Raw genomic sequence first — 25,595 nt, 5'->3', positions numbered from 1 at the left:
AGCACGAATCCCAGCGCGTCGATGACGACGATCACCGCCATGACCTGGTCGTCGGCCAGGCGTTCAGGAGCTGGTCACCGAGGCCGGGGCGGCCGATCCCGATGAGCTCGCGCTGCGGATCCAGCTGGGCCGCCGCGCTGCCCGCTCCGGTGCCGAAGCCGAGCGCGGTGTGGAGCGTCGCGGCGGCCCTGCACGCGGCCGCGCCGGAGACGGTGCTCGACGGTGCCGAGGCCCTGCGCGACCTGCCCGCGGTGGCCGGGGCCGATGTGGAGCTCGTGGCGGACACCACCGGGCTCTGGGAGTTGCTGGTCAGGGCCGGGGTTCTACGGGCCGGGGCGGCGATCGGCCCGCTGCGCGGGGATGCCGTTACCCGGTTGTGGATCGCCGATCTCGCGGCGGCCGGGGTCGATGTCGACCCGGACATCCTGGCCGGTCTGGTACTCGCCGACCGGATCCGCGCCGACCACCGTGCTCGGCTCGCTGAACTGGTCGCGACGGTGCGCTCTGTCGACGTGCCGGGCGACGTACCGGCGACGTCGAGCGACGTCTCGGCTGCACAGAGCGACGCCCTGAATGAAAGCAACGGGGTTGCGGTCGTACCGCGTGACGTCCCGGACGGGACTGCGCTGTCGAACAGCGGCAACGGCACCGAACCCCCGAAATCGCCGACGCTCGGCGGATTGGCCTGGTGGCGCAGGCGCGTCGAACACCGGAACGGCCCCGGCGCTCGATCCCGGATCTGATCGGGCGGAGCCCTGAATTCCGTTGCTACACAACCTGAGCGTCGACCGCTGTTCACCCGGAGCCGATTGAGTGTCGCCACACCCACCGGAAGGACCAACGATGACCACCGACCCCCGATGGACGGAGGCGGACATCCCCGGCCAGCACGGCCGCACCGCCGTCGTCACCGGCGCCAACAGCGGCCTCGGCTTCGAGACCGCCCGATTGCTTGCGGAGCGCGGCGCGACGGTCGTGCTGGTCTGCCGGAGCATCGGCAACGCCGAGACGGCGGCCGACCGCATCCGAGAGACCGCCCCGAATGCTGAACTCCGCACCGTGCGTGCGGATCTCCTTTCGCTCATGTCGATACGAGCCGCGGCCGAGCGAATCCGCGCCGAGTTCGACCGGATCGATCTCCTCGTCAACAACGCGGGCACCACCTTCCAGCACCGCACCGTGTCGGTGGACGGCTCGGAGGCCACTTTCGCCACCAACCACCTCGGCCCCTTCGCCCTGACCGGGCTGCTCCTCGACCGCATCGCCCCGCACCCCGGGGCGCGGATCGTGGCCGTCAGCAGCCTGCTGCACGCCCGCGCCGCGCTGCCGCTCGACGACCTGCAGTGCGCGCACCGCCCCTATCGGAACATGGCCGTGTACGGGCACTCCAAGCTCGCCAACCTCATGTTCATCCGCGAACTCCAGCGCAGGCTGGACGCCGCGGGCGCGCCGGCGATCGCGACGGCCGCGCACCCCGGCTCGGTGCGCACGGCCTTCGGTGACCACATGGGCCCGCTCTCCCGGCAGCTCAACTCCGGGGTGCTGCGCCCGCTGGTGGCGTGGATGCAGCAGCCCGCCGCCATCGGGGCGCTCGCGACGCTGCGCGCGGCCACCGACCCGGCGGCGGCCGGTGGCGCCTACTTCGGCCCGGCCGAGCGCCGGGGGCTCCGGGGTTACCCGGAACCGGCGACGATGGCCGGCCACGCCCTGGATCCGCACGCCAACGGGCTGCTCTGGGCGGAGTCGGAGCGGCTGACGAAGGTGACCTACGACTTCGACGCCACCGGAGCGGCCGGAATGGTGGCGGGCCTGGCCTGACTGGGGGTCAGTGCGTGAGCGCCGCCCCCGCTCGCGCACCCAGCCCCTCGGCGACATCCGCGAACCGCGCGGCCCCGCCATGCGCCCGCAGCCGCGCCGCGGCGGCTTGTGCGCCGGGGGTGAGCCCCCTGGCCCGCTCGACGGCCGCGCGCAGCGACGCAGCGTTCAGCTTCTTCGGCCGCAGCGTGACCCCGGCTCCGGCCTCGGTCACCCGTCGGGCGATCTCCGGCTGATCCCGCCCGAAGGGGACCACGACGCTCGGCACCCCGGCGGCCATGGCCTTGGAGACGATGCCGAACCCGCCGTGCGTGACCACGGCGGCACAGTGTGGCAGCACCTGCCCGTGCGGGGCGAAGCGCTCGACCCGGATGTTGCCCGCGCTTGCCAGCTGGGCGCCCTCGTAGGCCTCGGCGAGGGTGAGCAGCACCCGGACCGGCTGGTCGCGCAGCGCCTCGACGGCGACTCGGGCCAGGTCTTCGTCGCCCTGGTAGTCGGTGGAGCAGGTGACGAGGACCCAGGGGTCGCCGGGCTCGTCCAGGTAGGCGGGGCGCTCGGCGGGCAGGTCCCAGGGCTGGGCGCCGACCAGGTGGACGTGCGCGGGCAGGTCGGTGCGCGGGTACTCCAGCGGCTCGCCGGTGAGCACGATCACCGCGTCCTGCGCGGTGAACTGGTCCAGCGGGGAACGGAATTCCGGCAGCCCGGACTCCCGGCGCAGCGCGTTCAGCCCGGGCAGCATGGCCTTGCCGAACATGCGCTCCACCAGCTTCCACCCCACCGCGTCGCGCACCCGGCCGAGCGGGCCGGAGAGCGGCTTCAGCCCGAGGCCGTAGGGCGGGACGCCGCGGCCGCGCACCGGCAGCACCGAGGGCAGCACCATGGCGGCGGGCAGCGGCGACGCCTGGGCGCGGGTCTGCGCGCCGTAGGCGATGGCGTCCACGAGCAGCACGTCGGGGCGGTGCTCGGCGATGGCGGCGTCCAGATCGGGGCCGTCGAACTCGCCGCGGCGCATGAGGTCGACCTGGCCGCTGCGCAGCCGCTCGGTATCGGAGGTGGCGCGGAAGTCGGTGACCTCGACCGCGGTGACCCGGGGATCGATGGCGTCGGCGGACAGCCCGGCGGCGCGCAGCGGGGCGACCAGGGCGGGCAGGGTGCGCACGTGCACCTCGTGGCCGCGGCGGCGCAGCTCGAGCAGGCCGGGGACCAGGGGAAGTGCGTGGCCGGTGGCCGGGGCGGTGTAGACGAGGAAGCGGGTCATGGCGGGCTCCGTTTCGGGGGACTTCTGCTAGTATGAGACTCAATTCATTTGTGTCAAGGGTAAATGAAAGTAGGTGCGATGACGCGCCGATACGAGATGACGGCGAGGGCGCGGGCGCGGGAGCAGACCAGGGAGGCCATCCTGGACGCGGCCATCGAGCTGTTCGTCGACGCCTGGTACGACGAGGTGACGATCGCGGATGTCGCCGTGGCGGCGGGGGTTTCGACGCAGACCGTGGTCAACCACTTCGGCAGCAAGATCGGGCTGTACCTGGCCGGGCTGGCCGAGCGGTTCGCGCCCGCGGTGAAGGCGGAGCGCGCCGCGGCGGTGCCGGGCGACGTGGAGTCCATCGTGCGCACCGTGGTGAAGGATTACGAGCGCACCGGCGAGGGCACCTGGCGGCTGCTCGCGCTCGCCGAGCGGATGCCGGAGCTGCTGCCGATCATCGAGGACGGGCACCGCTTCCACCGGGACTGGGTGGAGACGGTCTTCGCGGCGGAGATTGCGAGCCGCCCGGAGGAGCTGGACCGGTTCGGCGATCTGCTGGTGGTGGTGCTGAACGTCGGCACCTGGCACAGCCTGCGGCGGGAGCAGGGGCTGAGCCCGGAGGCCACCGTCGACTACCTGCTCACGCTGGTCCGTGCGCTGCTGCGCTGAGGCTCAGCGCGAGTGCTCCAGGTAGGCGACGATGGCGGCGGTGAAGCCGCGGCGCGCCTCGTCCAGGTCGGCGTAGGTGCCTAGCTGCTTCTCCGAGACGATGCCGCGCATGGCGCCCGGCAGGAACGCGGCGACCTCGCGCACCCGCTCCGGGGCCACGTCGAGGTCGGCGAAGGCCTTCTGGCAGGCGGCGTTCCAGCCCGCCCGCCAGGAGACCAGCTCGGCCGCGGTCTGCGGGTAGAGCCGCTCCAGCTCGGCCGGGTCGCGCGGGAGCGCGGCGCGCAGCGTCTCGATGGCGCGGGAATCGGTGCCGGTCAGGCCGTGGTAGAGCGTCTCGACGGTGGCGGCGACCCGCTCCCGGAGCGAGCCGCCGGGGGCCAGCCCGGCCGGGAGCTCGCCGCGCCGCTGGGCGGTGCGGTGCAGCACCGCCGCCCACAGCCCGTCGATATCGCCGAACTGGTACTTCACCGCCCCCCAGGTGACCCCGATGTCCTTGGCGATCCGATTGGCCGAGACCGAGCCGGGATCGCCGGACGCCAGCGAGGTCAGCGCGGCCTCGAGCATGGACTCGCGGGTCGCCGCGCCTCGGCGATTGGTGCGCCTGCTGCTGCTCGGGGCCGTTCCGGTCATTTCCGCGATGCTAATCGGCGAGCGGGCGCGCCCGGTCGCCGGAGAGCGAGAGCGCGCGCAGCGCGCAGAGCCAGCCCGCCCCGCCGAGCGCCATCCTGGCGTAGTTCGCCGAGGTCCAGAGCTCGACGAAGGAGGCGATGCGGTCGGGCTCCCAGTCCGCGCCGTCGCGCTGGAAGATCACCATCTGCGGCACGAACCAGCCGTAGCTGACCACCGCGTAGGTGGTCATGAGCAGTGCCGCCGCCAGCCACCAGCGGCGCATCGGGCCCGGCGCGCGCCAGGCGAAGCCGATGTTCACCAGGGCGAGCAGCGCGACCATCGGCGAGACGAACGGCCAGAACGCCTTGCCCGCCCGTTCGAAACCGGAATCGGTCATGGCGGCGAGCGTGTCCGTGGGCGGCACCTGCTCCCACAGGTGCACCACGATGACCTTCTCGTACCAGCCGGCCCCGAATTGGATGCCGACGAAGATCACCAGGAGCCAGAGTGCGATGGTGCGTGCGCGTGTCATGAACGAAAACGCTAGGCCGCGCGGGGGATCGCGGGATCCGGGCTCGACCCGGAGCCGGACCCCGAAATCTCCCCCGAGCGCGGGAATTTCAGGTGAGCGATCCGGCCAGCAGCGACGGGTCGTGCGCGCAGACGATCCGCAGATCCGGCTCGCCGCGCCGGTAGAGCTCGGCCAGCCGGGCGTGGTTCTCCCGGACCCGGTGCCGGTCGTAGGCGACCGACGACTCCATGAACGACAGCGGGAACGGCACCTTGGAGCGGCCGTCCAGCGTGGCCGGGTGGTAGAAGGCGTCCCCGGCGTGCAGGATCCAGCGGCGCCCGGCGTCCACCGCGACGCAGGCGTGGCCGCGGGTGTGCCCGGGCAGCGCGATGAGCACGATTCCCGGCGCGATCTCGGTGAGCTCGCGGGCCGCGGCGAACCCGCGCCAGGGCTCGCCCGCCGGGTTGTGCTGCACGAATTTCGGGCCGTGCGCCCACTGCGCGGCGCGGAAGCGCATGCGCTCGCGCGAGGTCGGCTCGGTGACGCCGCCGCGCAGCTCCGCCGAGGTCAGGTGCACCTGGGCGTGCGGGAAGTCGGTGAGCCCGCCGATGTGGTCGGCGTCCAGGTGGGTGAGCACGATGTGGCGCACGTCGTCGCGCTTGAAGCCGAGCCGCTCCACCTGCCGCGCGGCCGTCTCGGCCGGCTCCAGCGCGGGCCGGAGCAGGTGCCGCACCGGACCGATCCTGGCCGCCGGGTCGACGATGTCGTGCAGGCCGAAGCCGGTGTCGACCAGCACCAGCGAGCCGGGTGCCTCGACCAGCAGGACATGACAGACCAGGTCGGCCGTCGCGGGGGGATGCATGCTGCCACAGTTCAGGTGGTGGACTTTCACGGGCGCGTTCCGTCGTCGTCGAAGGGGAGGGGCGTCCGGCCTCGGCCACGAGGGCGGACACCGACAACCTACGGAATGCCCGGCGTTTGCGCGCCCGGTTGTCACACATCCGTTCGCCGTGTCGTCACCCCCTCGACAGACACCGAACGAAGGAGAACGACATGCGGGTGGCGGTACTCGGGGCGAGCGGGCTCATCGGCCGGGACGTGACCGCGGTGCTCAGCGGTCGCGGCCACGAGGTGATCGCGCTGACCCGGGCGTCCGGGGTGGACGCCTACACCGGTGCCGGGCTGGATGCGGCACTGGCCGGAGTGGACGTGATCGTCGACGCGGTGAACTCACCGCTGCAGGAGACCGCGGCGGTGCGCGATTTCTTCGGCACCGTCGCGGCGCGGGTGCGCGCGGCGGCGGCGCGGGCCGGGGTGCGGCACATCGTGCTGCTCTCGATCATCGGGATCGACGACACCACCGCCGGGCACTACGCCGGGAAGCTGGCCCAGGAGCACGCCTACCTGGAAGGGACGGTGCCGGTGCGGATTCTGCGCGCCGCCCAGTTCCACGAGTTCACCGAGATGATGCTGAACTGGACCACCGTCGGCGACACCGCGACCGTGCCGCGCATGCGCACCCAGCTGGTGAACGCGCGGACCGTGGCGGAGCGGCTCGCCGATCTCGCGCTCGCCGCCGAGGCGCCCGCGCGGCTCGAGCTGGCGGGGCCGGAGGCACTGGATCTGGTGACCGCGGTGCGGGCGCTCGCCGAGCGGCTCGGCGCGCCGGCGCGGGTGCTGGAGTCCACCGACGACACCGTGCCGGATGCCGCGCTGCAGGCGGGCGGTGGGCTGCTGCCCGGTCCGGCGGCCGAGCTGGCCGGGCCGGACTTCGCCGCCTGGCTGGACGAACACCACCCGGCCGGCTGACCGACCGCCCGCCATATTGGCCCGTACGGTCAACCGACCTGCTCGGACTCCAGGACCTCCCGGAGCCGGGCCAGGGTGCGCCGGATATTGCCCCGCTGGAACTCGGCGAAGCCGCGCTTGCCGGTGACGAGCCGGTCGAAGACCGCCGCCACCGGGTCCGGCCAGCCCGTGCGGTCGTCGATCCAGGTCTCGGTGACCCGGGTGCCGCCGTCGACCGGCTCGAAGCGGTACTCCCAGGTCGCCACGGCCACCCGGAGCGCGGGCTTGCGCACGCCCCAGCGCCGCACCTGGAAGGCGAAGCGGCTGCCCGGCTCGGCGGCGGTCACCACGCACTCGGTGTGCCAGCGCATGCCGCGGCGCGCATTGGCGCCGATGAAGGTGTCGCCGACCCGCGCCGGGCGGCCGGGGGCATCGAGCACGGCGCCGGTGTTCTCCGGGCTCCAGCGACCCATGCGGGTGACGTCGGCGATGTTCTCGTACGCGGTCGCGGGGTCGACGGCGATCACGATGCTGTCGGAGATCTGCAGGGTTCGGGCCATGCCCCGGACTCTACGCACGCCGCGGCGACGGAAACGTCAGAGCTGAACCGGCTCGTCCGGGCGGGCCAGGACGCAGCGGGTGCGGTGGAAGATCGTGGTCATGCAGACATTGCAGTGGGTGCAGAGCGATTCGGTGGCCGGGTCGGCGCGCAGCCGGTGCAGCAGATCGGGCTCGCGGAGCAGGGCCCGTGCCATGGCGACGAATTCGAAGCCCTTCGCCATGGCCAGATCCATGGTCGGCTTGGTGGTGATGCCGCCGAGCAGCATGAGCGGCATGGTCAGCTCGCGCCGGAACTGCTGCGCCAGGTCGAGCAGGTAGGCCTCGCGGTAGGGGTATTCGCGCAGGAAGAAGCGGCCGCCTGCCTGCATCGCCCAGCGCAGCGGCGGCGGGAAGACGCGGGCGAACTCCCGGCGCGGCGCGCTGCCGTGGAAGAAGTACATGGGGTTGAGCAGCGAGCTGCCCGCGGTGAGCTGGAGTGCGTCCAGCGCGCCGTCGGCCTCCAGCCAGCGCCCGATCTGCAGGCTCTCGGGGAGCTCGAGCCCGCCGCGCACGCCGTCGTCCATGCTCAGCTTGGCGGTGACGGCCATGCTCGGTCCGACCCGCTCGCGCACCGCGGTGGCGATCTCCCTGGCGAAGCGGGCCCGGTTCGCCAGCGCGCCGCCGTACTCGTCGCGGCGGTGGTTCAGCAGCGGGCTGAAGAAGGCGCTGACCAGGTAGTTGTGCCCGAAATGCAGCTCGACGGCGTCGAATCCGGCATCCTGCGCCAGCACCGCGGCCTCGGCGTGCGCGCGGACCAGCCCGCGCACCTCGGCCGCGCTCGGGCGCCGGGTCGCGGCCATGCCGAGCGGGCTGAACAAGCGGCTCGGCGAGAGCGCGGGCGCCCGGTTCGAGGCGGCATTGGCGACCGGGCCGGCGTGGCCGAGCTGCGCGCTCACCGCGGCGCCCTCGGCGTGCACGGCGTCGGTGAGCCTGCGCAGCCCGGGCACCGCCTCCGGCCGCATCCAGATCTGCCTGCGCTCGGTGCGGCCCTCCGGCGCCACCGCGCAGTAGGCGACGGTGGTCAGCCCGACCCCGCCGCGCACCGGGCGCAGGTGGTACTCGATGAGATCGTCGGTGACCAGCGAGTCCGGGGTGCGGGCCTCGAAGGTGGCGGATTTGACCACCCGGTTGCGCAGCCGGATCGGCCCCAGCGTGGCCGGGGCGAACACGTCGTTCATTCTTCCTCCGGGGAGAGTGCGAGCCCCGCGCTCACGAACGCGGTGAGGGCTGCCACCGCGGCGGGGGAGAGCACCCGGTCGCCGGCGAGCGGATCGCCGAACTGGCCGAGCACCAGATCGAAGGCGAGCAGCCAGCGCCGCTGCGCGGTGGCGGCGTCGAGGCCGGGCACCAGCTCGCGCAGCAGCGCCACCCAGGGCTCGAGCCGGAACCAGGTGGCGGCCCAGGGCACCGGCCGCCTGCCGAGCACCATGCGGGCCAGCAGGTGTAGGTAGAGGCGGCCGGTGGGGTCGGCGGCGAGCTCGGCGAGCGGGGCGATGAGCGCCGCGACCACCGCGCGCACGTCGGGCGCGCCGGCGGCGAGGTCGTCCAGCGTGGTCTGCCAGAGCGGGCCGAGCCTGGCCTCGAGCAGCGCGGCGACCAGCGCCTCCTTGGAGCCGAAGTGGTAGTGCACGGCGGCCGGGTTCACCCCGGCGGCGGCGCACACGGCGCGCACCGACACCCGGTCGTACCCGGATTCGAGCAGCAGCCGCTCGGCACTGGTGAGGATGCGCTCGCGCGTCCCGGTCTCGGCTCGTCCCACGGTTGGATTAGAACACGTTTCAATCGGTTGTTCAATCACTGATTGAACAGTTGCCGGGACCGGCCGGAATCCGGGCCCGCGCGCTCCCGCACACTGGAGCCATGAAACGACCGGCGTGGAACGGCTCGCCGCCGAGCGGCCCGGCGGAGGCGCGGGAGCGCATCCTGACCGCCGCCATGCGGTGTATCGACACCCACGGCGCGCGCCGGACCAGCCTCTCCCACGTGGCGGCGGAGCTCGGGGTGATCCGGCAGACGGTGTACCGCTACTACCCGAGCACCGAGGCGCTCTTCGCCGCGGTCGGGTACGCGGCGCGGGACAGCTTCGTGGACCGGCTGGTCGCGCACCTGGCCGGGCGCGCCGACCCGGCCGAGCTGGCGGTGGAGGCGGTGGCGTTCACCGTCGAGGAGCTGCCGGGGGAGCGGTACCTGACCGCGCTCATGAACACCGGGCAGGGCACCGCCTTCTCCCGGTACGCGCTCTCCGAGGTGGCGCTGAGTGCTTGCCGGGAGGCATTCGGCCGCACCGACGTCGAGTGGGCGGCGCACGGTTTCACCGGTGCGGAGTTCGACGGGCTGATCGAGTTCCTGGTCCGCGTCCTGCTCTCCTTCGTCGAGGAGGCGGTGGACGGCGCGGCGCCGCCGCGGCGCGGCGCCGAGCTCCGCGCCTACCTGCGCCGCTGGGTCGCGCCGGCGGTGCGCGCCGAGCCTGTGGCCGCGATCGCCTAGGACACGCGAAAGCCGGGTGCGCGCCGCGGATTCGCGGTGGGCACCCGGCTCGGGGGTCCGGCCCCGAGGGGCCGGTAGCCGTCAGTTCGCGGGCTTGGTGACCGTGACCGGCTCGGCCCAGTCGGAGAGCGTCACGTTGATCGTGCCGTCCCCCTTCTTGACCACGGCCCGCACCAGGTTCGGCCCGTCGCCCGCCGACGGCGCGTCGGAGGGCTTGGCCGCGGCCGAGGTGTTCGGCGGCGCGACGTCGGCGATGTAGAGCGTGATCGGGAAGGTCCCGCCGCCCTCGCCCACCCGGGGCACGATGGGGTCGATGACCGAGGAGTCGATGGTGCCGCTGACCTTGACGACCGCGGTGCCCTCGACGCTCTCGCGCCCCTCGACCTTGGGGTTCTGCACCTTGGCGATGACGTTCGCCAGCCCCTTGTCCTTGTCCAGGATGATGCCCGGATCGTAGACCTTCTCCGAGGGGCCGAGGTCGGCGAACTTGCCGTCCTCGAGCTTGACCCACATGGTCTTGTCCACCACGACGAAGTCGGCCTCGACGAACGGCGCGTCCGGCTTGGTCCGCACGGTGGCGCTGCCCTGGGCGGCGCCCTGGCCCTGCGGCTGGTTGGTGACGTCCGCGTCGACCTGCTCGACCGGCAGGTTCTGGATGTTCTCGACCTCCAGCTCCAGGTGCACGGCCTGCAGGGTCTGCGTGGTGCGCGCGGACTCCTGCACGATCTGCGCGGCATCGGGCAGCGCGCCGGTGGCGGTCGCGGCGGTGCTGGTGCCGGTGCTCGAATCGTCGGTGCCGCAACCGGTCAGGATGGCCGCGAGGAGCGAGGCCGCGACGGCGGCGGTGCCGAAGCGCGCCGGGGTGAGCCGGCGGGTACCGCGCCGGATGGCGGTGGATTCGGACATTGTCGGGTCACTCATGGTCTGCCCCCGTAAGAGTGCGTGGTCGGATGACCGGGGTGGAGTGGCAGCAGATGCTGCCGGGGTGGGCACAGCGACCCCTCCGGCGGAGGAGGAGCCTTCGCCGGCCGTGATCCTCGGTGGCCGACCCATGGCCGAACCACGGTCGGAAGCCGCTGCGGGCCGGAACGTTACCCTGTGCGCGGTCGTCTCGCATAGAGCCGTCGGCAAACGCGGCGCGACCCGGTTCCGGCTTAAGGAATCGTTCAGTGCGCTGTAGGCGAGACGACGCACCATACTGAGCATGACCACCGAGACGGACCGCGTGACCTGGGGGAACCTTCCGGGCCGGACCGGAATGGAGCGGCACCGCGTGCCGAGCCGCTCGGTGTCTGAAATCAAATCCCGGGTTCGAGCGATACGGCCCGAGACACCGGCGAACACAGCACGAAGGACACCGATGACCGACACCCGCCCCGCGACGGAGGAGCAGGACTTCCGTCGTCCCCCGCCGCCCGACGGGCCGCCCCCGATCTCGAACGTCTGGATCTACAACGGCCGGGCCTACGACCTCAGCGACTGGATCTCCAAGCATCCGGGCGGCGAGTTCTTCATCGGCCGGACCAAGAACCGGGACATCACCTCGATCATCGGGTCGTACCACAAGAACCCGCAGGCCGTGGAGCGGATGCTGGAGCGCTACGCGCTCGACCGCGACGCGCTGCCGGAGGACATCCACCCGAAGAACAACGCGCCGGACTTCCTCTTCAAGGAGGGCTTCGACAGCTGGCGCGACACCCCGAAGTACTCCTTCGGGAACTCCGACGACCTGCTGCACCGGGTGCGCGCCCGGCTCCGCGAGCCCGCGCTGGCCGCCCGGATCAAGCGCATGGACACCCTTTTCAACATCGTGGTCGCGGTGCTGGCGGTGGCCTACTTCGCGGTGCAGGGGCTGCGGCTCTTCGAGCCGGGCTGGATGCCGCTGCCGCTCTTCGTGCTCGCCATGGTGGTGCTGCGCAGCGCGCTCGCCGGATTCGGCCACTACGCCATCCACCGGGCGCAGAAGGGCATGAACAAGGTCTGGGTGAATGCCTTCGACCTGAATTACGTCGCGCTCTCCTTCGTCACCGCGGACGGCCACGCGCTGCTGCACCACCCGCACACGCAGAGCGAAGTCGACATCAAGAAGAACGTCTTCACCATGATGATGCGGGTGCCGCGGCTGTACCGGATGCCGGTGCACACGCTGCACAAATTCGGGCACACGCTGACCGGCATGACGATCCGGCTGCTCGACGTCTGCCGGCTCACCCGCAAGGTGGGCGTCAAGGAGATGTACGGCTCGATGCGCGGCGCGCTGCCGCACTTCATCGGCTCGTTCGGGGTGCGCTTCCTGCTGGTCGCCGAGATGGTGGCCTTCCTGATCGCCGGTGACTTCCTGGCCTGGGCGCTGCAGTTCGTCATCTCGCTCTGGATCAGCACCTTCCTGGTGGTGGCGAGCCACGATTTCGAGCTGGACACCGAGGAGACGCACACCGACACCGAGGACTGGGGCATCAACCAGCTGGAGCAGGCCTACGACCTGAAGGTGGTCGGCAATCGCTACATCGACTGCTTCCTCTCCGCCGGGTTGAGCTCGCACCGGGTGCACCACGTGCTGCCCTACCAGCGCAGCGGTTTCGCGAATATCGCGACCGAGGACGTGCTGCGCGAGGAGGCGGAGAAATTCGGGGTGGAGTGGCTGCCCGCGAAGAGTTTCCTCACCGATCGTTTCCCGAAACAGATCCGGACGTATCTGCTTTCCCGCTCCGACGAGGCGAAAGAACGCAACTGGGGGTTCGTGCGCGAGCACTTCTCGCCGTCGGCACTGAAGACCTGCGCCGTCTACACGGTCCAGGGCTTCACCGGAATCGGCACCGTCTGAGCCGCATTCCACGGTCACACATCACTGAAAGGTAGAAGGTCGTGTCTGTAACGATCGACGAGGGCAATCGCCCGGGGACAACCCGCCTGCTGGCGGATGGGGAGCACGGGCACGACATCGCCACCCGGATGCTGCCGCCGGCGCCGCCGACCACGGTCGGGGTGATCGAGAGCATCGCCACCGGCTCGCCGCGGCAGGTCTTCGACCAGGCGGCCGCGGCCGAGCGGGTCGCCGAGCTGTTCGGCGACGAGCGGCAGCGCACCCGGATCGCCCGGGTGTACCGGAAGACCAGGATCGACACCCGCCGGCTCGCGGTGGACCCGCTGGATCCGGAGTTCCTCGCCTACAGCCGCGAGCCGGGCACCATCCGGGAGCGGATGAACCTCTTCCACGAGCACGCGGTCCCGCTGGCCGTGGACACCGCCGGGCGGGCACTGGACGGCATCGACGATCCGGCCGAGATCGGGCTGCTGGTCTTCGTGACCAGCACCGGGTTCATCGCCCCCGGCGTGGATGTCGCGGTGGTCAAGCAGCTCGGGCTGGCGCCGTCGGTGGGCCGGGTGGTGGTCAACTTCATGGGCTGCGCCGCCGCCATGAACGGCATGCGCACCGCGGTCGACTACGTCCGGGCGCACCCGGACAAGAAGGCCATGCTGATCTGCATCGAGCTCAGCTCGGTGAACGCCGTCTTCGCCGACGACGTCAACGACGTGATCACGCACAGCCTCTTCGGCGACGGCTGCGGCGCGGTGGTGATCGGCGCGAGCAAGGTGCACCAGCCGCTGGCCCCGGGCAAGGTCGTCATCCGGGACAGCTTCAGCCACCTGCTGGACGACGCCGAGGACGGCATCGTGCTCGGGGTGAACCACAACGGCATCACCTGCGAGCTCGCCGAGGAGCTGCCGAGGTACATCTACGAGGGCGTCGACCCGGTGGTCACCCGGCGGCTCGCGCAGCACGGGCTGCGCAAGTCCGATGTCGCGCTCTGGGCCATCCACCCGGGCGGCCCGAAGATCATCGAGGAGTCGGCGCGCTCGCTCGGGCTGCCCGCCGAGGCCGCCGCGGTGAGCTGGGAGGTGCTCGCCGAGCACGGCAACATGCTCAGCGTCTCCCTGATCTTCGTCCTGCAGCGGATGATCGGCGCCGCCGACAGCACCGCACCGATCTCGACCGGGGTGGCGTTCTCCTTCGCCCCCGGCGTCACGCTCGAAGGCATGATCTTCGACATCATCCGCCGGTAATCGCACCGCCGGCACTTTCCGAAAGCACAGAGACAATGCAACTCATCAGATTCCTCATCTCGATCTCCTGGGTGCGGATCGCGGGCGTCGTCGCCTCCGGCCTGGTCGCCGGCGCCGCCAATACCTACCTGGTCACCCTCATCAACGCTGTGGTGTCGCCGGGTCCGCGGCCGGACGACCTGCTGCCGCGGTTCGTCCTCACCGGAGTCGTCCTGCTGGTGAGCGGCCTGATCTCGCAGATCCTGCTGATCCGGTTGGCGCAGGAGGCCATCTACCGGCTGCGCGCCGACCTCAGCGGCGGCGTGGTCTCCGCGCCGCTGGAGCACCTGGAGCGGCTCGGCTCGCACCGGCTGCTCGCGACGCTCACCGAGGATGTGCGCTCGCTCTCGCAGGCGGTCACCGCGATCCCGGCCATCTGCATCGACGTGGCGACCATCGTCGGCTGCTTCGTCTTCCTCGCGGTGCTCTCCGGGCCGATCTTCGCGATCAGCGTGGCGGGCACGCTGATCGGCATCTGCTGCGTGGAGCTCTTCCTGCGCCGGGTGCGCGCCATCTACCACCGGGCGCGGGAGAACGAGGACCTGCTGCTGAGCTCCTTCCAGGCGGTCACGCTCGGGATCAAGGAGCTCAAGCTGCACCGCGGCAGGCGCCACGACTTCATGGAGCGGCACCTGCTCGGCTCGGCCCGCACGCTGCGCGACCAGAACGTGGCGGCGAGCCAGAAGTTCTCGGTGGCGCAGGGGCTCGGCCAGTTCCTGCAGCTCGGCACCATGGCGCTGATCCTGTTCGCCATCGCCGCCGCGCTCGACCTGCCGCGCGACGTGATGATCGGGTACGTCCTGGTCACCACCTTCCTGGCGATGCCGATGCAGAACTTCATGCACCGGCTGCCGGACCTGGTCCGCGGTGACGTGGCGCTGGCCAAGATCCGCACCATGAACCTCTCCATGGCGACGCTGCACAACGAGGAGCAGCTGCCCTACACCGAGCGTCCGGTGGTGGAGTCGGCCCGGCTGGAGCTGAGCAATGTCGGCTACCACTACGCCAGCGAGCCGCCCGCGCCGTTCGAGGACGGGCCGGGCGCGCCGCCGCCGCACCCCGGCAAGCGGCCGGGTGGCAGGCCGCCCGGTGGGCCGCCGCCGCGCGGAGCGCACCCCGGCCACCCGCACCCGGGCCGGCCGCATCCCGCGCCGGATGTGAACGGGCGTCGCCGGATCGACCACGGTGGCCGGGACCACCACCCGGTGCCCATGGGCGCACCGGTGCTGGAGACCGCCGAGGCCACCGGTTTCGCGCTCGGCCCGCTGGACCTGGTCTTCGAGCCGGGGCAGATCACCTTCGTGGTGGGCGGCAACGGCAGCGGCAAGTCGACGCTGGCCAAGCTGATCACCGGGCTGTACGTGCCGCGCACCGGCTCGGTCTCGCTGAACGGCGAGAAGATCGACCACGAGAACGTGGAGTGGTTCCGGCAGAACTCCTCGGCGGTGTTCACCGATTTCCACCTCTTCGAGGACTACCTCGGCTTCGACCGGCCCGGCATCGACGACGAGGTGCGGCACTACCTGGAGCAGCTGCGGATCGCGGACAAGGTGACGGTGCGGGACGGGAAGCTCTCCACGATCGCGCTCTCGCAGGGGCAGCGCAAGCGGCTCGCGCTGCTCACCGCGCTGCTGGAGGATCGCCCGATCTACCTCTTCGACGAGTGGGCCGCCGACCAGGAGCCGCGCTTCCGCGACGTCTTCTACGACGAGATCCTCGGCGACCTCAAGCGCCGCGGCAAGACCGTCATCGTGATCACCCACGACGACCGGTACTTCGACCGCGCCGACCAGCTGGTCAAATTGGATTTCGGGCGGGTCGCCGCCTGAGCGCCGCAGTGACCCCGCGAGTACTCGCGGGGTCACTGCTGTTCTTCGCTCAGACCGCGACCGCGTGCCCGACCACGATCGGGCCGTACGAGTTCCGGGCGTGCACCTCGACCAGCTCGGCGCCCGCCTTCGCGGGCTCCAGCAGGTTGCGCACCGGGCCGAAGGACTCGTGCGTCGACAGCCGCGCCGCGCTGCCGGGGCGGATGCCGACTTCGAGCTCCCCGGTCGAGGTCTCCAGCCGGAGCACCCCGCTCGAGGCGTCCTCGACCCGGATGTCACCGCGCGCCACCACCGCGGTGACCGCGCCGCGCGGCCGCTCGATCCGGACCGCGCCGTCGGCCACGGTGAGCTCGCAGCCGTCGAAGGCGCCCGCGGTGTGCAGGCGGCCGACGGCGAGGGTGACCGCCAGCCGGGAGCCGGTCGGCACCTGGACCTCGACCTCGACCGACGGGGTGCCGCCGAACGGGTTCCAGCGGCCGCGGGGCAGCTCGACGGTCAGCGCGGTGCCGTCGAACTCGGCCCGGAACCGCTCGGCGGCCCGCACATCGGCCTTGCTCGACGGGTCGGCGGGGCGGATCTCGACCGCGGTGTCGGCGCGGTCGGTCGCGGTCACGGTGACGTTTCCGACCGGCACGTCGATGGTGGCGGTGATCGGGGCGGGGGTGCTGAAGGTGGTCATGGTTCTCTCTCCTTATTTACGGGGGGGTTGGTCAGTACAGGGCGCGGACGGCGTCGGCGACGGCGCGGAAGTCCTTGCGCAGGATGTGCGAGTGGTTGCTCGCGACCTTGGCGCTGACCCGCAGGTGCGGGTTGGCGGCGAGCACCGGGTCGAGCGAGGCGCGCGCGGCCTCCATCTCCTCCGCGCCGCCGCCGAGGTTCTTGCCGGTGGCCAGCACGTAGCGCAGGGGGACGCGCACCTGCTCCAGCACCGGCGCCAGCGCGGCGTGCAGCTCGTTGGCCTCGATATTGATCTCGGCGTGCTGCGCGGCGCTCATCCTGGCGGCCAGCCCGAAGGGGCGGGCCAGCGGAAGCAGCGGGCCCATCCGGGCGAAGAGCCTCCGGATCCGCTCCCGCCCCTCGGGGCCGGTGAGGCCGTAGGGCAGGGCGCCGTCGACGGCGACGACGCCGCGCACCCGCTCCGGGTGCCGCGCCGCGTAGTGCGCCGCGATGAGCGCGCCGAAGGACCAGCCGACCAGCACCGGCTGCTCCGCGCCGGTGGCGTCGAGCACCGCGTCCAGATCGCGGAGGCAGCCCGCGAAGGAGTAGTCCGCCGAGCGCTGGGAGCCGCCGCGGGCCCGTTCGTCGTAGCCGATGTGCCGGAAATCGGCGCCCAGCTCGGCGATCACCGGCCGCCAGTGCCTGCGGCCCGCGTAGGCGCCGTTGAGGTAGACGACGGCTGGGCCCGTGCCGCCGGAATCCGCGACGGCGAGCGCGGTGTCGTCGACCGGGACCATGCCGGTCCAGGGCTTCGCGAGTTCGGTGCGCATCTGCTCAACTCCTATGCGTAGATGTATACGTAGAAGAACTATAAGTAGAAGTGTACGTATAAGCAAGCGTCGGTTCCGGCTAATCTGTGGCAAGCTCGGGGGATGAGCGGGAAATGGCCCCGGCTGCGGGTGGCGGAGTGGACGGACACCAGGGACACGCTGCACATGTGGACCCAGATCGTCGGCAAGATCCGGATGGCGCACGCGCCGCTGGTCAACCACTGGTGGGAGGTCGCGCTGTACGTGACCCCGCGCGGGCTGACCACCTCGGCGATCCCGTACCCGGATGGCGTCTTCGACCTGGAGTTCGACTTCGTCGAGCACCGGCTGCTGGCCCGGACCAGCGCGGGGGAGAGCCGCGCGGTGGCGCTGGAGCCGAAGACCGTGGCCGACTTCTACGGCGAGGTGATGGCGGCGCTCACCGAGCTACGGGTGCCGGCGACCATCCGGCCGGTGCCGAACGAGGTGCCGGTGGCGATCCCCTTCGCCGAGGACACCACGCACGCCGCCTATGACGGTGCCGCGGTGCAGCGGTTCTGGCGGCAGCTGATCCAGGTGGATCGGGTGTTCGGGATCTACCGGTCGCGGTTCGTCGGCAAGTCGAGCCCGGTGCACTTCTTCTGGGGCGCCATGGATCTCGCGTGCACCCGGTTCTCCGGGCGCACCGCGCCGCCGCACCCGGGCGGCGCCCCCAACTGCGCCGACTGGGTGATGCTGGAGGGGTACTCGCAGGAGCTGGCGAGCTGCGGCTTCTGGCCGGGCGGCGGCGAGGAGGGCGCCTTCTACGCCTACGCCTACCCGGAGCCGCCCGGCTACGCCGAGCACCCGATCGGCCCCGGCGCCGCCGAATACCGCCGCGAGCTGGGCGAATTCGTGCTTCCCTACGAGGCGGTCGCCGAATCGGCGGACCCGGACCGCACCCTGCTGGAGTTCCTGGACTCCAGCTACGCGGCCGCCGCCACCCTGGCCGACTGGGATCGCGGCTTCCTCGAGGACGATCCCGAGCGGCTACGCAAGCACCTGCGCTGAGGGCGGGCTACCGAACCGGGGCGGTGCTCAGCCCGCCTCCAGGATGGCGGCGGCGAGCTGGGTCAATTCGCCGCGCGCCAGGGGATCCAGCGGCAGCCCGTCGATCTCGTTCCAGGCGGCCCTGGTGCGCGCGCTCGCCTCGCCCTCGGTCCACGCCCTGGCGCCGGTGCCCTCGATGAGCGCGGTCACCCGCGCGGTCGTGGCCTCGTCGAACTCGGTGTCGGCGGCGTAGATGTCGCGCAGCTCGGGCGAGGCCGCCAAGGCGTAGACCACCGGGGCGCTCTTGCGGCGGGCCCGCAGGTCCGACGCGGGTTTGCCGGTGACGGCGGTGTCGGCCCAGATATCGAGCAGGTCGTCGGCGAGCTGGAAGGCGATGCCGAGCTCGGTGCCGAATCGGTCGAAGCGCCCGGCCTCTGCCGCGGCGGGGCCGAAGAGCGCGCCGAAGCGGCAGGCGCAGCCGAAGAGCGAGCCGGTCTTGCCCGCGAAGGTCGCCAGGCAGTCGGCCACGCTCACCTCGGATTTCGTGCTGGCGCGCAGGTCGCGCTCCTGGCCCTGGCCGAGCAGCCGCAGGGTGGCCGCGAGGTGGCTCAGCGCCGCGCGCGCGGCCGGGTGCTCGCGCGCGGCGAGCACCTCGAAGGCCAGCCCGATCAGCGCGTCACCGGCGAGGATCGCCTCCCCGGTGCCGAAGTGCGCCCAGACCGTGGGGCGGTGCCTGCGCAGCAGGTCGCCGTCCATCACGTCGTCGTGCACCAGGCAGGCATTGTGCAGCAGCTCGACGGCGGCCGCGGCGGGCAGCACGTCGGCGGTGCGCGCGCCGGTGGCGTCGGCGCAGAGCAGGGTGAAGGCCGGGCGCAGCAGCTTGCCGTCGAGCCGGCCGGTGGGCGAGCCGTCCAGCTCGAGCAGGCCGAGCTGGTAGCCGCACATGAGCCGCAGCGGGCCGTCCAGCCGGTCGATCGCCGCGCTCAGCACGGGAAGCAGCTGCTGCCCGGTGCGCGCCAGAATGGGCTGCACCGGGTGCGAGAGCACGGTCATCCGGCGCTGCCCCCGCCCGCGGTGACCCGGTAGCGGCCGGAGCTCGCCGACCAGTCCAGGTGCCCGCGCATCCACGAGCGCATCCCGGCCAGGTACGCGGCGAGCTCGGCACGGTGCTCCGGATGCGCGGCCAGCACCTCGATCTCGGCGCCGTGGAAATCGCGCAGCCGCTCGGCGGCGCGGGCCCGGCCCAGCTCCACCGCGACCCGCCGCTCCACCCCGCGCCAGTGCTCGAGCAGGAGCACCAGGTTGTGGTACTCGCCGAGCGCGGCCTCCTTGTCCAGCGACACCAGATCGTTGGTCCAGCACACCACGTCGCAGGCGGCGTCGAGGGCGCGGGTGAACGGCTCACCGCGGTACACCGCCTCCGGCAGCTCGATCCCCGCGACCACCTCGATCAGATCCATGCACGGGTAGATCGCGCCGGTGTGCCTGCGCCGCTCCAGGTACTCGGCCTCGGCGGGCACGATCCCGCGCACCCGGTTGTCGACCTCCCACACCACGGCCAGCGCGCACTGGGTGGCGTGCCCGGTGAAGCGGTGCCGCCAGAGCTCGCCGGTCGCGGGGGCGGTGCGGCGCCACAGGTCGTCGAGGGCGCGCACGATGGCCGGGGCGCCCGGCTCGGCCGCGCGCCCGGCGAGCACCGCCATGATGGCGGTGAGCAGCGCCGCCAGCTGGTCCGGCGCGCGGCCGAGCGCACCGTCGTCGAGCTGGTCGTCGAGCAGGAAGAGCCAGGCCAGCCAGTCGGTCACCAGCTCCAGCCCCGCGGCGTCGGCGGCCGGGTAGGTGGCGGCGGCGAAGGCGCCGAAATCGGTCTCGGCGAACCGGGCGCGCACCGCCGCCCGCTCGACCAGGCCGTGCTCGCGCACCCAGGCGTCGACGTGCGCGGTGGCGGCGTCGCGGTGCGGGTTGCGGGCGGGTGGTAGCGCCAGGAAGGCGTCGGCGAATGCGCTCATCGGCGCCGCACAGTCGTCATCGTTCACCCTCTCGGCCAATACCACTGCGGCAGAGATTATCTCGAACCGATGCCGGACGCCGGGCGGGTCGGCGGAGCGGGAACGGACTGGCGGGTACGGCTCACCGCCGCGGCCGAAACCGACGCGGCCACGTTTCACAGAGGCTACTGTGAAACTCGAACCGCTCCGCCGATCAGAAGGAACCAGCCGTGGCTGCCATGCACCCCTGCGAACCGGTCGACGCCGACTTCGTCACCACCGCGCCGAACCAGTTCCGCAACAGCGTCGATCTCGCCATCACCCCCGAGCAGCTGTTCGAGGTGCTCGCCGACGCCGAGGCCTGGCCGCGCTGGGCCAGCGTGATCACCAAGGTCACCTGGACCAGCGCGCCGCCGATCGGGGTCGGCACCACCCGGACCGTCGAGATGCGCGGCGGAATCGTCGGCGACGAAGAATTCCTGATCTGGGAGCCGAACCGCCGGATGGCCTTTCGCTTCAACGCCAGCTCGACCAAGGCCGTGGCCGCCTTCGCCGAGGACTACCTGGTGGAGCCGACCGCCGAGGGCTGCCGGCTCACCTGGACGCTGGCGAACCGGCTGGCCGGGCCCGCGCGCTTCACCGGCGCCCTCGGGCAGCCGGTGATGAACGCGACCTTCCGCCGGTTCCTGGCCAACCTGCGCCGCTACACCGACGAGCGCTACGCGCCGGTGGCGCCATAACTCACCAGTCGGCGTCGGTGTAGCGGACCACGCCGCGGATGTTCCGGCCCTCGAGCATGTCCCGGTACCCGTCGTTGACCTGCTCGAGCCGGTACTGCCTGGTCACCATGTCGTCCAGGTTGAGCTTGCCGACCTGGTACATGGAGAGCAGGTGCGGGATGTCGTAGTGCGGGTTGCCGCCGCCGAAGATGGTGCCCTGCAGGTTCTTCTGCAGCAGGGTGAGCATGGCGAGGTTGAGCGTGGTCTGGTTGTCGACCAGGTTGCCCATGGCGGTGAGCACGCAGGTGCCCGCCTTGGCGGTGATCCCCATCCACAGGTCGACGTCGCCGCCGCGCACCTCGCCGACGGTCACGATCACCTTCTTGGCCATACCGCCCGCGGTGATCTCGGCGCAGGCGGCGGTGGCCTCCTCGGTGGTCGCGTAGGCGTGCGTGGCGCCGAACTTGAGCGCCTGCTCGCGCTTCCACGGCACCGGGTCCACCGCGAAGATGTGCCGCGCCCCCGCGTTCACCGCGCCCTGCAGCGCGGAGATGCCGAGCCCGCCGATGCCGATCACCGCGACGTCCTCGCCGGGGCGGATGTTCGCGGTGCGCACCGCCGAGCCGTAGCCGGTGGTGACGCCGCAGCCGACCAGGCAGGCCACCTCGAACGGGATGGACGGATCGATCTTCACCACCGAGCTGCGGTGCACCACCATGTACGGGGAGAAGGTGCCGAGCAGCGACATGGGGTAGACGTTCTCGCCGCGCGCGGTGATCCGGAACGAGCCGTCGCTGGCCGAGGCGCCGCCGAGCAGCAGCGCGCCGAGGTCGCAGAGGTTGCGCAGCCCGGACTGACAGGAGGGGCACTTGCCGCAGGACGGGATGAACGACAGCACCACGTGGTCGCCGACCGCGACGTCCTCGACGCCCTCGCCGACCTCGATCACCACCCCGGCGCCCTCGTGCCCGCCGAGCACCGGGAAGCCCGCCATCGGGATGCCGCCGGTCTGCAGGTGGTGGTCGGAGTGGCACATCCCGGCGGCCTCCATCCGGATCGCCACCTCGTTCCGGCGCGGCGCGCCGATCTCGATCTCCTCGATCGTCCAGGGCTGGTTGAAATCCCAGATCAGAGCACCTTTGGTCTTCATGGTGAACCTGCCTTCGTCGCTTCCGCGCATCGCGCCGTCGGCGTCACCGTAGACCGTCATACAACTACGTGTCCAGTGTATGATCTCCTGTACCGGACATTGCTTCGGACAGCTGTCCAGTCTTTCGCTCGGGCTCGGCGGGCGGCGGTACCGCCGCACCGCGCTTCGACCCCGGCGCCCACGCCCCGACCACCGCGGCGGTCACCAGCGCGATGGCGCCGAGCGCGACCAGCGCCTGGTGCGCGCCGTGCACGAAGGCGTCGACCGCGGCATCCGCGAGCGGCTGCCCGGCGGGCCCCGCCTGCTCGGCCACCGCGAGCGCCGCGGCCAGCGAATCGCTCACCGGCTCGCGCAGCGGCTCCGGCAGCCGCGCGACCACCGGGTCGATCCGCGCGGCGTACCCCGCCGCGAGGATGCTGCCCGCGATCGCGATGCCGACCGCCGCGCCGACCTCGCGCGCGGCGTCGTTCACCGCCGCCGCGACGCCGTGCTGCTCCTCCGGCGTGCCTGCCACGATGGCGGCGGTGGCGGGCGAGGTCGAGAGCCCGACGCCGGCGCTGATCACCAGCAGCGCCAGCACGATGCCGCCGTAGGTGCTCGACGCGTCGGTCTGCGCGAGCAGCAGCAGCCCGGCCCCGATGATCGCCAGCCCGGTGCCGAGCAGGATCCGCAGCCCGAACCGCTCGGCCAGCTTCGGCGCGATCACCGCCAGCACCATCATCGGAATCATCATGGGCGCCATGGCGAAGGCGGCCTGCAGCGGCGAGTAGCCGAAGACCAGCTGCAGGAACTGCACGTAGACCATGAAGACGCCGAACGAGACCAGGAACTGCAGCGTCACCGAGATGGTCCCGGCGCCGAAGCCGCGGTCGGCGAAGAGCCGCACATCCAGCAGCGGCCGGGCCACCCGCAGCTCCACCGCCACGAAGGCCGCCGCCGCGAGCGGCGCGAGCGCCGCCGGGACCAGCACCGCGGGGTGCGTCCAGCCGTGCAGCGGCACCTGCACCGCGGCCAGCACCAGCGCACCGACCGCCGCGCCCGAGGTGAGCGCGCCGAGCAGGTCCACCGGGGGCCTCGACTCGTCCTGCGACTCCGGCAGCGAGAAGGAGGCCAGCGCCAGCGCCACCCCGGCCAGGCTCATGGCGACGAAGATCGACGTCCACGAGGAGAACCTGAGCAGCAGCCCGGAGCCGAGGATGCCGAGCATCGCGCCGACCCCCGCGACACCGGCCCACACACCGACCACGAGCCCGCGCCGGTCCTCGCCGAAATTCGCGGTCAGCAGGGAGAGCGTCGACGGCATGACGAGCGCCGCCCCCGCACCGCAGACGCAGCGCGCCGCGATGATCCAGGTCGGCCCCTCGGCGAAGAGCGGGACCGCCGAAGCCGCGGCGAAGACGATCAGCCCGAGCACCATCATGGTGCGCCTGCCGTAGCGGTCGCCGAGCGCCCCGCCGAGCAGCACCAGGCAGGCCAGGGTCAGCGTGTACCCGTCCACGATCCAGGTGAGCTGGTGCTGGTCGGCCCCGGTGCGCACGGCCATGTCCGGCAGCGCGGTGTAGAGCGCGGCCATCGAGCCGACGACCAGCGCCAGCGCCAGGCACGCCAGGGTCACCATCCACATCCCGGACTTCCACACCCGCGTCGCCATCATCGCCCTTCCGGAGAAACGAAACTATCAGTATCGTAGCGGTACTATCGGTATCATAGGGGGTGGACGGCGATCCGCACCGGGAGCGAGGAATGCTGTCCAGCATGATCGAGATCGACCCCCGCAGGCTGCGCTCGCGGGCCCGCCTGCTCGACGCCGCCACCACCCTGCTGCGCAGCGGCGGGCTGGACGCGGTCACCGTGGAGGCGGTGACGAAGGTGTCGAAGGTCGCGCGCACCACCCTCTACCGGCACTTCGAGAGCGCCGCCCAGCTGCGCGCGGCCACCCTGGAGCGGCTGCTGCCGCCGCCGGTGCACGCGCCGGCCGACGGCCCGCTGCGCGATCGGCTGGTCGAGCTGCTGACCCGGCAGGCCGCGGTCATCGAGGAGGTGCCGCTGCACCTGGCCACCGTGGCCTGGCTCGCCACCGACCCCGGGGACGGCCCCGCGACGAGCGCGCTGCGCGCCCGGCTCATCGAGCAGTACCGGGTGCCCTTCGACGAGCTGCTCGACGGCCCCGAGGCACGCGCGGTGCTCGGCGAGCACGACCGGGTGCAGGTGCTGATCCAGCTGGTCGGGCCGCTGGTCTTCACCCGGCTGGTCGGGCTCGGCGACACCTCGCCCGCGGCCTGCGCCCGGCTGGTGGACGACTTCCTCGCCGCCCGCGCGGCATTGCGCAGGACGCGAGCAAAATAGATCAGCCTGCGCTGAAGCCTTCGATCTCTCCCCCCGCGCTCCTAGCGTTGTCGGCGCGAGTGCCGGGAGACGCGGAGGGTGGAGGCGACGGTGACGGACAACAGCGCGGCGGCGGTGTTGCGGGCGGTGCTGGAATTGGGTCCGGTGCCGCGCAGCGTGGTCGCGCGGCACGTCGGCGTCTCCCCGGCCACGGTGACCTGGCAGTCCCGGTCGCTGCTGGAGGCCGGGCTGCTGGTCGAGCTGCCGGAGGCGGTGAGCCTCTCCGGGATCGGGCGGCCGTACTCGCCGCTGGCGCTGAACAGCGCGGGCAATGTGGTGATCGCGGTGCACATCGCGGCCGCGCAGACCACCGTCGCGGTGGTGGACATCGCCGGGAAGGTGCTCTCCGGCAACCAGATCCCGCACCGCTCCTTCGAGCCGGACGACATCCTCGCCGACGCGGGTGATGCGATCGCGGCGGTCCGCGACGCCGGGGACGGGCACCGCGTCCTCGCCGTCGGGGTCGCCATCGGCGGGCGGGTGGACCGGAGCGCGGGCGTCGTGCGCGAGCACTCCTTCCTGCGCTGGCACGACGTCCCGGTGCGCGCGCGGCTGGCGGCGGCCACCGGGCTTCCGGTCGAGCTGGACAGCCACGCCCGCGCGCTCATGCACGCCGAGCAGCTCTTCGGCAGGCTGCGCGGCACCAGCAGCGCGGTGATGCTCTTCGTCGGCAATGTGATCGACGCGGCCTTCGCGGTGCACGGCCGGGTGCACTACGGCCCGCGCTCCTCGGCCGGCTCCATCTCCCGGCTGGCCGGCGGCGCCGAGGCGTCGCGCGACGACTACTCCGACCACGCCCTGCTGCGCCGGGCCGCCGCGGCCGCCATCCCGGCGCGGACCATTCCGGAGCTGCTCGCCGCCGCGGGCACCGATCCCGCCGCGCACGAGCTCTTCGTGCAGCGGGCCGCGGCGCTCGGCCGGATCGTGGCCATGCTGGTCGACATCCTCGACCCCGAGGCGGTGGTGATCGTCGACCGCAGCCTGCCCGAGCTGCCCGCCGTGCGGGAGAGCTACGTCGAGACGGTGCGCGGGCACTCGGTGACCAGCAGCGACCCCGACGAGCTGATCGCCGCCTCCACCTTCATGGGGCAGGTGCTGGAGACCGCGGGCGCCGCCGTCGCGCTGGACGGGCTCTTCCGCGCCCCGCTCGATGCCATGGAGCGCTGGACCGCCGATCTCCCCGTGTGAAAGGAACACGCG

The 25,595-nt window shown here is 72.1% G+C and carries 27 protein-coding genes; 12 read left to right on the top strand and 15 right to left on the bottom strand.

What is annotated here, in order from left to right; all coding sequences use genetic code 11:
* Positions 1-31: 31 nt before the first annotated feature.
* A complete protein-coding gene (locus AB0H71_RS04265) occupies positions 32-286 on the bottom strand; it encodes a hypothetical protein (protein ID WP_357014680.1) in 255 nt (84 codons plus the stop codon).
* On the opposite strand from AB0H71_RS04265, the gene AB0H71_RS04260 reads away from it, so the two are divergent.
* Together AB0H71_RS04260 and AB0H71_RS04255 are read left to right on the top strand one after the other, a co-directional pair.
* Positions 276-743 carry a hypothetical protein gene (locus AB0H71_RS04260; RefSeq protein WP_357014679.1) on the top strand — a complete coding sequence of 156 codons (468 nt, stop codon included), beginning with the start codon at positions 276-278 and terminating at the stop codon, positions 741-743. The genes AB0H71_RS04265 and AB0H71_RS04260 overlap by 11 nt on opposite strands.
* 100 nt (positions 744-843) lie before the next feature.
* A complete protein-coding gene (locus AB0H71_RS04255; RefSeq protein ID WP_357014677.1) occupies positions 844-1,818 on the top strand; it encodes an oxidoreductase in 975 nt (324 codons plus the stop codon).
* Between the two features lie 7 nt (positions 1,819-1,825).
* Here AB0H71_RS04255 and AB0H71_RS04250 read toward each other — a convergent pair whose 3' ends face one another.
* Positions 1,826-3,073, bottom strand: coding sequence for a glycosyltransferase (locus tag AB0H71_RS04250; protein ID WP_357014676.1), 1,248 nt, complete (start codon positions 3,071-3,073; stop codon positions 1,826-1,828).
* A 78-nt stretch (positions 3,074-3,151) separates the two neighbouring features.
* On the opposite strand from AB0H71_RS04250, the gene AB0H71_RS04245 reads away from it, so the two are divergent.
* Positions 3,152-3,730, top strand: a complete 579-nt coding sequence (locus AB0H71_RS04245; RefSeq protein WP_357014675.1) for a TetR/AcrR family transcriptional regulator — start codon at positions 3,152-3,154, stop codon at positions 3,728-3,730.
* A 3-nt stretch (positions 3,731-3,733) separates the two neighbouring features.
* Here AB0H71_RS04245 and AB0H71_RS04240 read toward each other — a convergent pair whose 3' ends face one another.
* The 3 genes from AB0H71_RS04240 to AB0H71_RS04230 form a co-directional block, all read right to left on the bottom strand.
* Positions 3,734-4,360 (bottom strand): TetR/AcrR family transcriptional regulator, encoded by a 627-nt coding sequence (locus AB0H71_RS04240; RefSeq protein ID WP_357014673.1) that lies wholly within the window; start codon positions 4,358-4,360, stop codon positions 3,734-3,736.
* A 10-nt stretch (positions 4,361-4,370) separates the two neighbouring features.
* Complete coding sequence (locus AB0H71_RS04235; protein WP_357014671.1) at positions 4,371-4,871, bottom strand: DUF1772 domain-containing protein; 501 nt, start codon at positions 4,869-4,871, stop codon at positions 4,371-4,373.
* An 88-nt stretch (positions 4,872-4,959) separates the two neighbouring features.
* Positions 4,960-5,742, bottom strand: coding sequence for an MBL fold metallo-hydrolase (locus tag AB0H71_RS04230; RefSeq protein ID WP_357014669.1), 783 nt, complete (start codon positions 5,740-5,742; stop codon positions 4,960-4,962).
* Positions 5,743-5,903: 161 nt separating this feature from the next.
* Between AB0H71_RS04230 and AB0H71_RS04225 the strand changes: the two genes are divergently transcribed.
* Positions 5,904-6,659 (top strand): NAD(P)H-binding protein, encoded by a 756-nt coding sequence (locus AB0H71_RS04225; protein ID WP_357014668.1) that lies wholly within the window; start codon positions 5,904-5,906, stop codon positions 6,657-6,659.
* 29 nt (positions 6,660-6,688) lie between these two features.
* Here the strand turns inward: AB0H71_RS04225 and AB0H71_RS04220 are convergent, their stop codons facing one another.
* From AB0H71_RS04220 to AB0H71_RS04210, 3 genes are read right to left on the bottom strand one after another with little or no spacing between them, the layout of a single operon-like run.
* Positions 6,689-7,198: an SRPBCC family protein gene (locus tag AB0H71_RS04220; protein ID WP_357014666.1), complete on the bottom strand. Its 510-nt coding sequence runs from the start codon at positions 7,196-7,198 to the stop codon at positions 6,689-6,691.
* A 36-nt stretch (positions 7,199-7,234) separates the two neighbouring features.
* Complete coding sequence (locus AB0H71_RS04215; protein WP_357014664.1) at positions 7,235-8,416, bottom strand: NADH:flavin oxidoreductase; 1,182 nt, start codon at positions 8,414-8,416, stop codon at positions 7,235-7,237.
* Positions 8,413-8,997: a TetR/AcrR family transcriptional regulator gene (locus AB0H71_RS04210; protein WP_357014663.1), complete on the bottom strand. Its 585-nt coding sequence runs from the start codon at positions 8,995-8,997 to the stop codon at positions 8,413-8,415. Before AB0H71_RS04210 ends, AB0H71_RS04215 begins: the two co-directional genes overlap by 4 nt.
* A 101-nt stretch (positions 8,998-9,098) precedes the next feature.
* Between AB0H71_RS04210 and AB0H71_RS04205 the strand changes: the two genes are divergently transcribed.
* A complete protein-coding gene (locus AB0H71_RS04205; protein ID WP_357014661.1) occupies positions 9,099-9,725 on the top strand; it encodes a TetR/AcrR family transcriptional regulator in 627 nt (208 codons plus the stop codon).
* Positions 9,726-9,806: 81 nt separating this feature from the next.
* Here AB0H71_RS04205 and AB0H71_RS04200 read toward each other — a convergent pair whose 3' ends face one another.
* Complete coding sequence (locus tag AB0H71_RS04200) at positions 9,807-10,646, bottom strand: LppX_LprAFG lipoprotein (RefSeq protein WP_357014659.1); 840 nt, start codon at positions 10,644-10,646, stop codon at positions 9,807-9,809.
* A gap of 439 nt (positions 10,647-11,085) precedes the next feature.
* Here AB0H71_RS04200 and AB0H71_RS04195 point away from each other — a divergent pair, with 439 nt between their 5' ends.
* The 3 genes from AB0H71_RS04195 to AB0H71_RS04185 all read left to right on the top strand — a co-directional run bounded on the left by AB0H71_RS04195 (position 11,086) and on the right by AB0H71_RS04185 (position 15,658).
* Positions 11,086-12,549: a fatty acid desaturase gene (locus AB0H71_RS04195; RefSeq protein ID WP_357014657.1), complete on the top strand. Its 1,464-nt coding sequence runs from the start codon at positions 11,086-11,088 to the stop codon at positions 12,547-12,549.
* Between the two features lie 128 nt (positions 12,550-12,677).
* Positions 12,678-13,790: a 3-oxoacyl-[acyl-carrier-protein] synthase III C-terminal domain-containing protein gene (locus AB0H71_RS04190; protein WP_357016159.1), complete on the top strand. Its 1,113-nt coding sequence runs from the start codon at positions 12,678-12,680 to the stop codon at positions 13,788-13,790.
* 35 nt (positions 13,791-13,825) lie between these two features.
* Positions 13,826-15,658 carry an ATP-binding cassette domain-containing protein gene (locus AB0H71_RS04185; RefSeq protein ID WP_357014655.1) on the top strand — a complete coding sequence of 611 codons (1,833 nt, stop codon included), beginning with the start codon at positions 13,826-13,828 and terminating at the stop codon, positions 15,656-15,658.
* A gap of 49 nt (positions 15,659-15,707) precedes the next feature.
* On the opposite strand, the gene AB0H71_RS04180 is transcribed toward AB0H71_RS04185, so the two are convergent.
* Both AB0H71_RS04180 and AB0H71_RS04175 read right to left on the bottom strand, forming a co-directional pair.
* Positions 15,708-16,337, bottom strand: a complete 630-nt coding sequence (locus AB0H71_RS04180; protein ID WP_357014653.1) for a hypothetical protein — start codon at positions 16,335-16,337, stop codon at positions 15,708-15,710.
* A gap of 31 nt (positions 16,338-16,368) precedes the next feature.
* Positions 16,369-17,145, bottom strand: coding sequence for an alpha/beta fold hydrolase (locus AB0H71_RS04175; protein WP_357014651.1), 777 nt, complete (start codon positions 17,143-17,145; stop codon positions 16,369-16,371).
* Between the two features lie 102 nt (positions 17,146-17,247).
* Here AB0H71_RS04175 and AB0H71_RS04170 point away from each other — a divergent pair, with 102 nt between their 5' ends.
* Positions 17,248-18,174, top strand: coding sequence for a DUF5996 family protein (locus AB0H71_RS04170; protein ID WP_357014649.1), 927 nt, complete (start codon positions 17,248-17,250; stop codon positions 18,172-18,174).
* Positions 18,175-18,201: 27 nt separating this feature from the next.
* On the opposite strand, the gene AB0H71_RS04165 is transcribed toward AB0H71_RS04170, so the two are convergent.
* Together AB0H71_RS04165 and AB0H71_RS04160 are read right to left on the bottom strand one after the other, a co-directional pair.
* The gene (locus AB0H71_RS04165; RefSeq protein ID WP_357014647.1) at positions 18,202-19,206 is read right to left on the bottom strand and encodes a polyprenyl synthetase family protein; all 1,005 of its coding nucleotides are present in this window, start codon (positions 19,204-19,206) and stop codon (positions 18,202-18,204) included.
* Positions 19,203-20,162: a hypothetical protein gene (locus AB0H71_RS04160; RefSeq protein WP_357014645.1), complete on the bottom strand. Its 960-nt coding sequence runs from the start codon at positions 20,160-20,162 to the stop codon at positions 19,203-19,205. Before AB0H71_RS04160 ends, AB0H71_RS04165 begins: the two co-directional genes overlap by 4 nt.
* Before the next feature lie 218 nt (positions 20,163-20,380).
* Here AB0H71_RS04160 and AB0H71_RS04155 point away from each other — a divergent pair, with 218 nt between their 5' ends.
* Positions 20,381-20,881 carry an SRPBCC family protein gene (locus AB0H71_RS04155; protein ID WP_357016156.1) on the top strand — a complete coding sequence of 167 codons (501 nt, stop codon included), beginning with the start codon at positions 20,381-20,383 and terminating at the stop codon, positions 20,879-20,881.
* A gap of 1 nt (position 20,882) precedes the next feature.
* On the opposite strand, the gene AB0H71_RS04150 is transcribed toward AB0H71_RS04155, so the two are convergent.
* Together AB0H71_RS04150 and AB0H71_RS04145 are read right to left on the bottom strand one after the other, a co-directional pair.
* Complete coding sequence (locus AB0H71_RS04150; RefSeq protein WP_357016153.1) at positions 20,883-22,010, bottom strand: NDMA-dependent alcohol dehydrogenase; 1,128 nt, start codon at positions 22,008-22,010, stop codon at positions 20,883-20,885.
* 64 nt (positions 22,011-22,074) lie between these two features.
* Positions 22,075-23,664 carry an MFS transporter gene (locus tag AB0H71_RS04145; RefSeq protein ID WP_357014643.1) on the bottom strand — a complete coding sequence of 530 codons (1,590 nt, stop codon included), beginning with the start codon at positions 23,662-23,664 and terminating at the stop codon, positions 22,075-22,077.
* A 101-nt stretch (positions 23,665-23,765) separates the two neighbouring features.
* On the opposite strand from AB0H71_RS04145, the gene AB0H71_RS04140 reads away from it, so the two are divergent.
* Both AB0H71_RS04140 and AB0H71_RS04135 read left to right on the top strand, forming a co-directional pair.
* Positions 23,766-24,356, top strand: coding sequence for a TetR/AcrR family transcriptional regulator (locus AB0H71_RS04140; protein WP_357014641.1), 591 nt, complete (start codon positions 23,766-23,768; stop codon positions 24,354-24,356).
* A gap of 90 nt (positions 24,357-24,446) precedes the next feature.
* Positions 24,447-25,583, top strand: a complete 1,137-nt coding sequence (locus AB0H71_RS04135; protein ID WP_357014639.1) for an ROK family transcriptional regulator — start codon at positions 24,447-24,449, stop codon at positions 25,581-25,583.
* Positions 25,584-25,595: the final 12 nt, after the last annotated feature.

It is taken from the genome of Nocardia sp. NPDC050697, from assembly GCF_040654395.1.
Taxonomy (GTDB): domain Bacteria; phylum Actinomycetota; class Actinomycetes; order Mycobacteriales; family Mycobacteriaceae; genus Nocardia.
The sequence above is the reverse complement of the archived record's forward strand: the minus strand, read 5'-3'. Positions and strand labels throughout refer to the sequence as shown.

What these genes read in the sequence shown, in the direction of transcription:
- AB0H71_RS04255 (WP_357014677.1), top strand. Translation starts at nt 844, where the DNA reads ATGACCACCGACCCCCGATGGACGGAGGCGGACATCCCCGGCCAGCAC.
- AB0H71_RS04250 (WP_357014676.1), bottom strand. Translation starts at nt 3,073, where the DNA reads ATGACCCGCTTCCTCGTCTACACCGCCCCGGCCACCGGCCACGCACTT.
- AB0H71_RS04245 (WP_357014675.1), top strand. Translation starts at nt 3,152, where the DNA reads ATGACGCGCCGATACGAGATGACGGCGAGGGCGCGGGCGCGGGAGCAG.
- AB0H71_RS04240 (WP_357014673.1), bottom strand. Translation starts at nt 4,360, where the DNA reads ATGACCGGAACGGCCCCGAGCAGCAGCAGGCGCACCAATCGCCGAGGC.
- AB0H71_RS04235 (WP_357014671.1), bottom strand. Translation starts at nt 4,871, where the DNA reads ATGACACGCGCACGCACCATCGCACTCTGGCTCCTGGTGATCTTCGTC.
- AB0H71_RS04225 (WP_357014668.1), top strand. Translation starts at nt 5,904, where the DNA reads ATGCGGGTGGCGGTACTCGGGGCGAGCGGGCTCATCGGCCGGGACGTG.
- AB0H71_RS04220 (WP_357014666.1), bottom strand. Translation starts at nt 7,198, where the DNA reads ATGGCCCGAACCCTGCAGATCTCCGACAGCATCGTGATCGCCGTCGAC.
- AB0H71_RS04215 (WP_357014664.1), bottom strand. Translation starts at nt 8,416, where the DNA reads ATGAACGACGTGTTCGCCCCGGCCACGCTGGGGCCGATCCGGCTGCGC.
- AB0H71_RS04205 (WP_357014661.1), top strand. Translation starts at nt 9,099, where the DNA reads ATGAAACGACCGGCGTGGAACGGCTCGCCGCCGAGCGGCCCGGCGGAG.
- AB0H71_RS04200 (WP_357014659.1), bottom strand. Translation starts at nt 10,646, where the DNA reads ATGAGTGACCCGACAATGTCCGAATCCACCGCCATCCGGCGCGGTACC.
- AB0H71_RS04195 (WP_357014657.1), top strand. Translation starts at nt 11,086, where the DNA reads ATGACCGACACCCGCCCCGCGACGGAGGAGCAGGACTTCCGTCGTCCC.
- AB0H71_RS04190 (WP_357016159.1), top strand. Translation starts at nt 12,678, where the DNA reads ATGCTGCCGCCGGCGCCGCCGACCACGGTCGGGGTGATCGAGAGCATC.
- AB0H71_RS04185 (WP_357014655.1), top strand. Translation starts at nt 13,826, where the DNA reads ATGCAACTCATCAGATTCCTCATCTCGATCTCCTGGGTGCGGATCGCG.
- AB0H71_RS04180 (WP_357014653.1), bottom strand. Translation starts at nt 16,337, where the DNA reads ATGACCACCTTCAGCACCCCCGCCCCGATCACCGCCACCATCGACGTG.
- AB0H71_RS04175 (WP_357014651.1), bottom strand. Translation starts at nt 17,145, where the DNA reads ATGCGCACCGAACTCGCGAAGCCCTGGACCGGCATGGTCCCGGTCGAC.
- AB0H71_RS04170 (WP_357014649.1), top strand. Translation starts at nt 17,248, where the DNA reads ATGAGCGGGAAATGGCCCCGGCTGCGGGTGGCGGAGTGGACGGACACC.
- AB0H71_RS04165 (WP_357014647.1), bottom strand. Translation starts at nt 19,206, where the DNA reads ATGACCGTGCTCTCGCACCCGGTGCAGCCCATTCTGGCGCGCACCGGG.
- AB0H71_RS04160 (WP_357014645.1), bottom strand. Translation starts at nt 20,162, where the DNA reads ATGAGCGCATTCGCCGACGCCTTCCTGGCGCTACCACCCGCCCGCAAC.
- AB0H71_RS04155 (WP_357016156.1), top strand. Translation starts at nt 20,381, where the DNA reads ATGCACCCCTGCGAACCGGTCGACGCCGACTTCGTCACCACCGCGCCG.
- AB0H71_RS04150 (WP_357016153.1), bottom strand. Translation starts at nt 22,010, where the DNA reads ATGAAGACCAAAGGTGCTCTGATCTGGGATTTCAACCAGCCCTGGACG.
- AB0H71_RS04145 (WP_357014643.1), bottom strand. Translation starts at nt 23,664, where the DNA reads ATGATGGCGACGCGGGTGTGGAAGTCCGGGATGTGGATGGTGACCCTG.
- AB0H71_RS04140 (WP_357014641.1), top strand. Translation starts at nt 23,766, where the DNA reads ATGATCGAGATCGACCCCCGCAGGCTGCGCTCGCGGGCCCGCCTGCTC.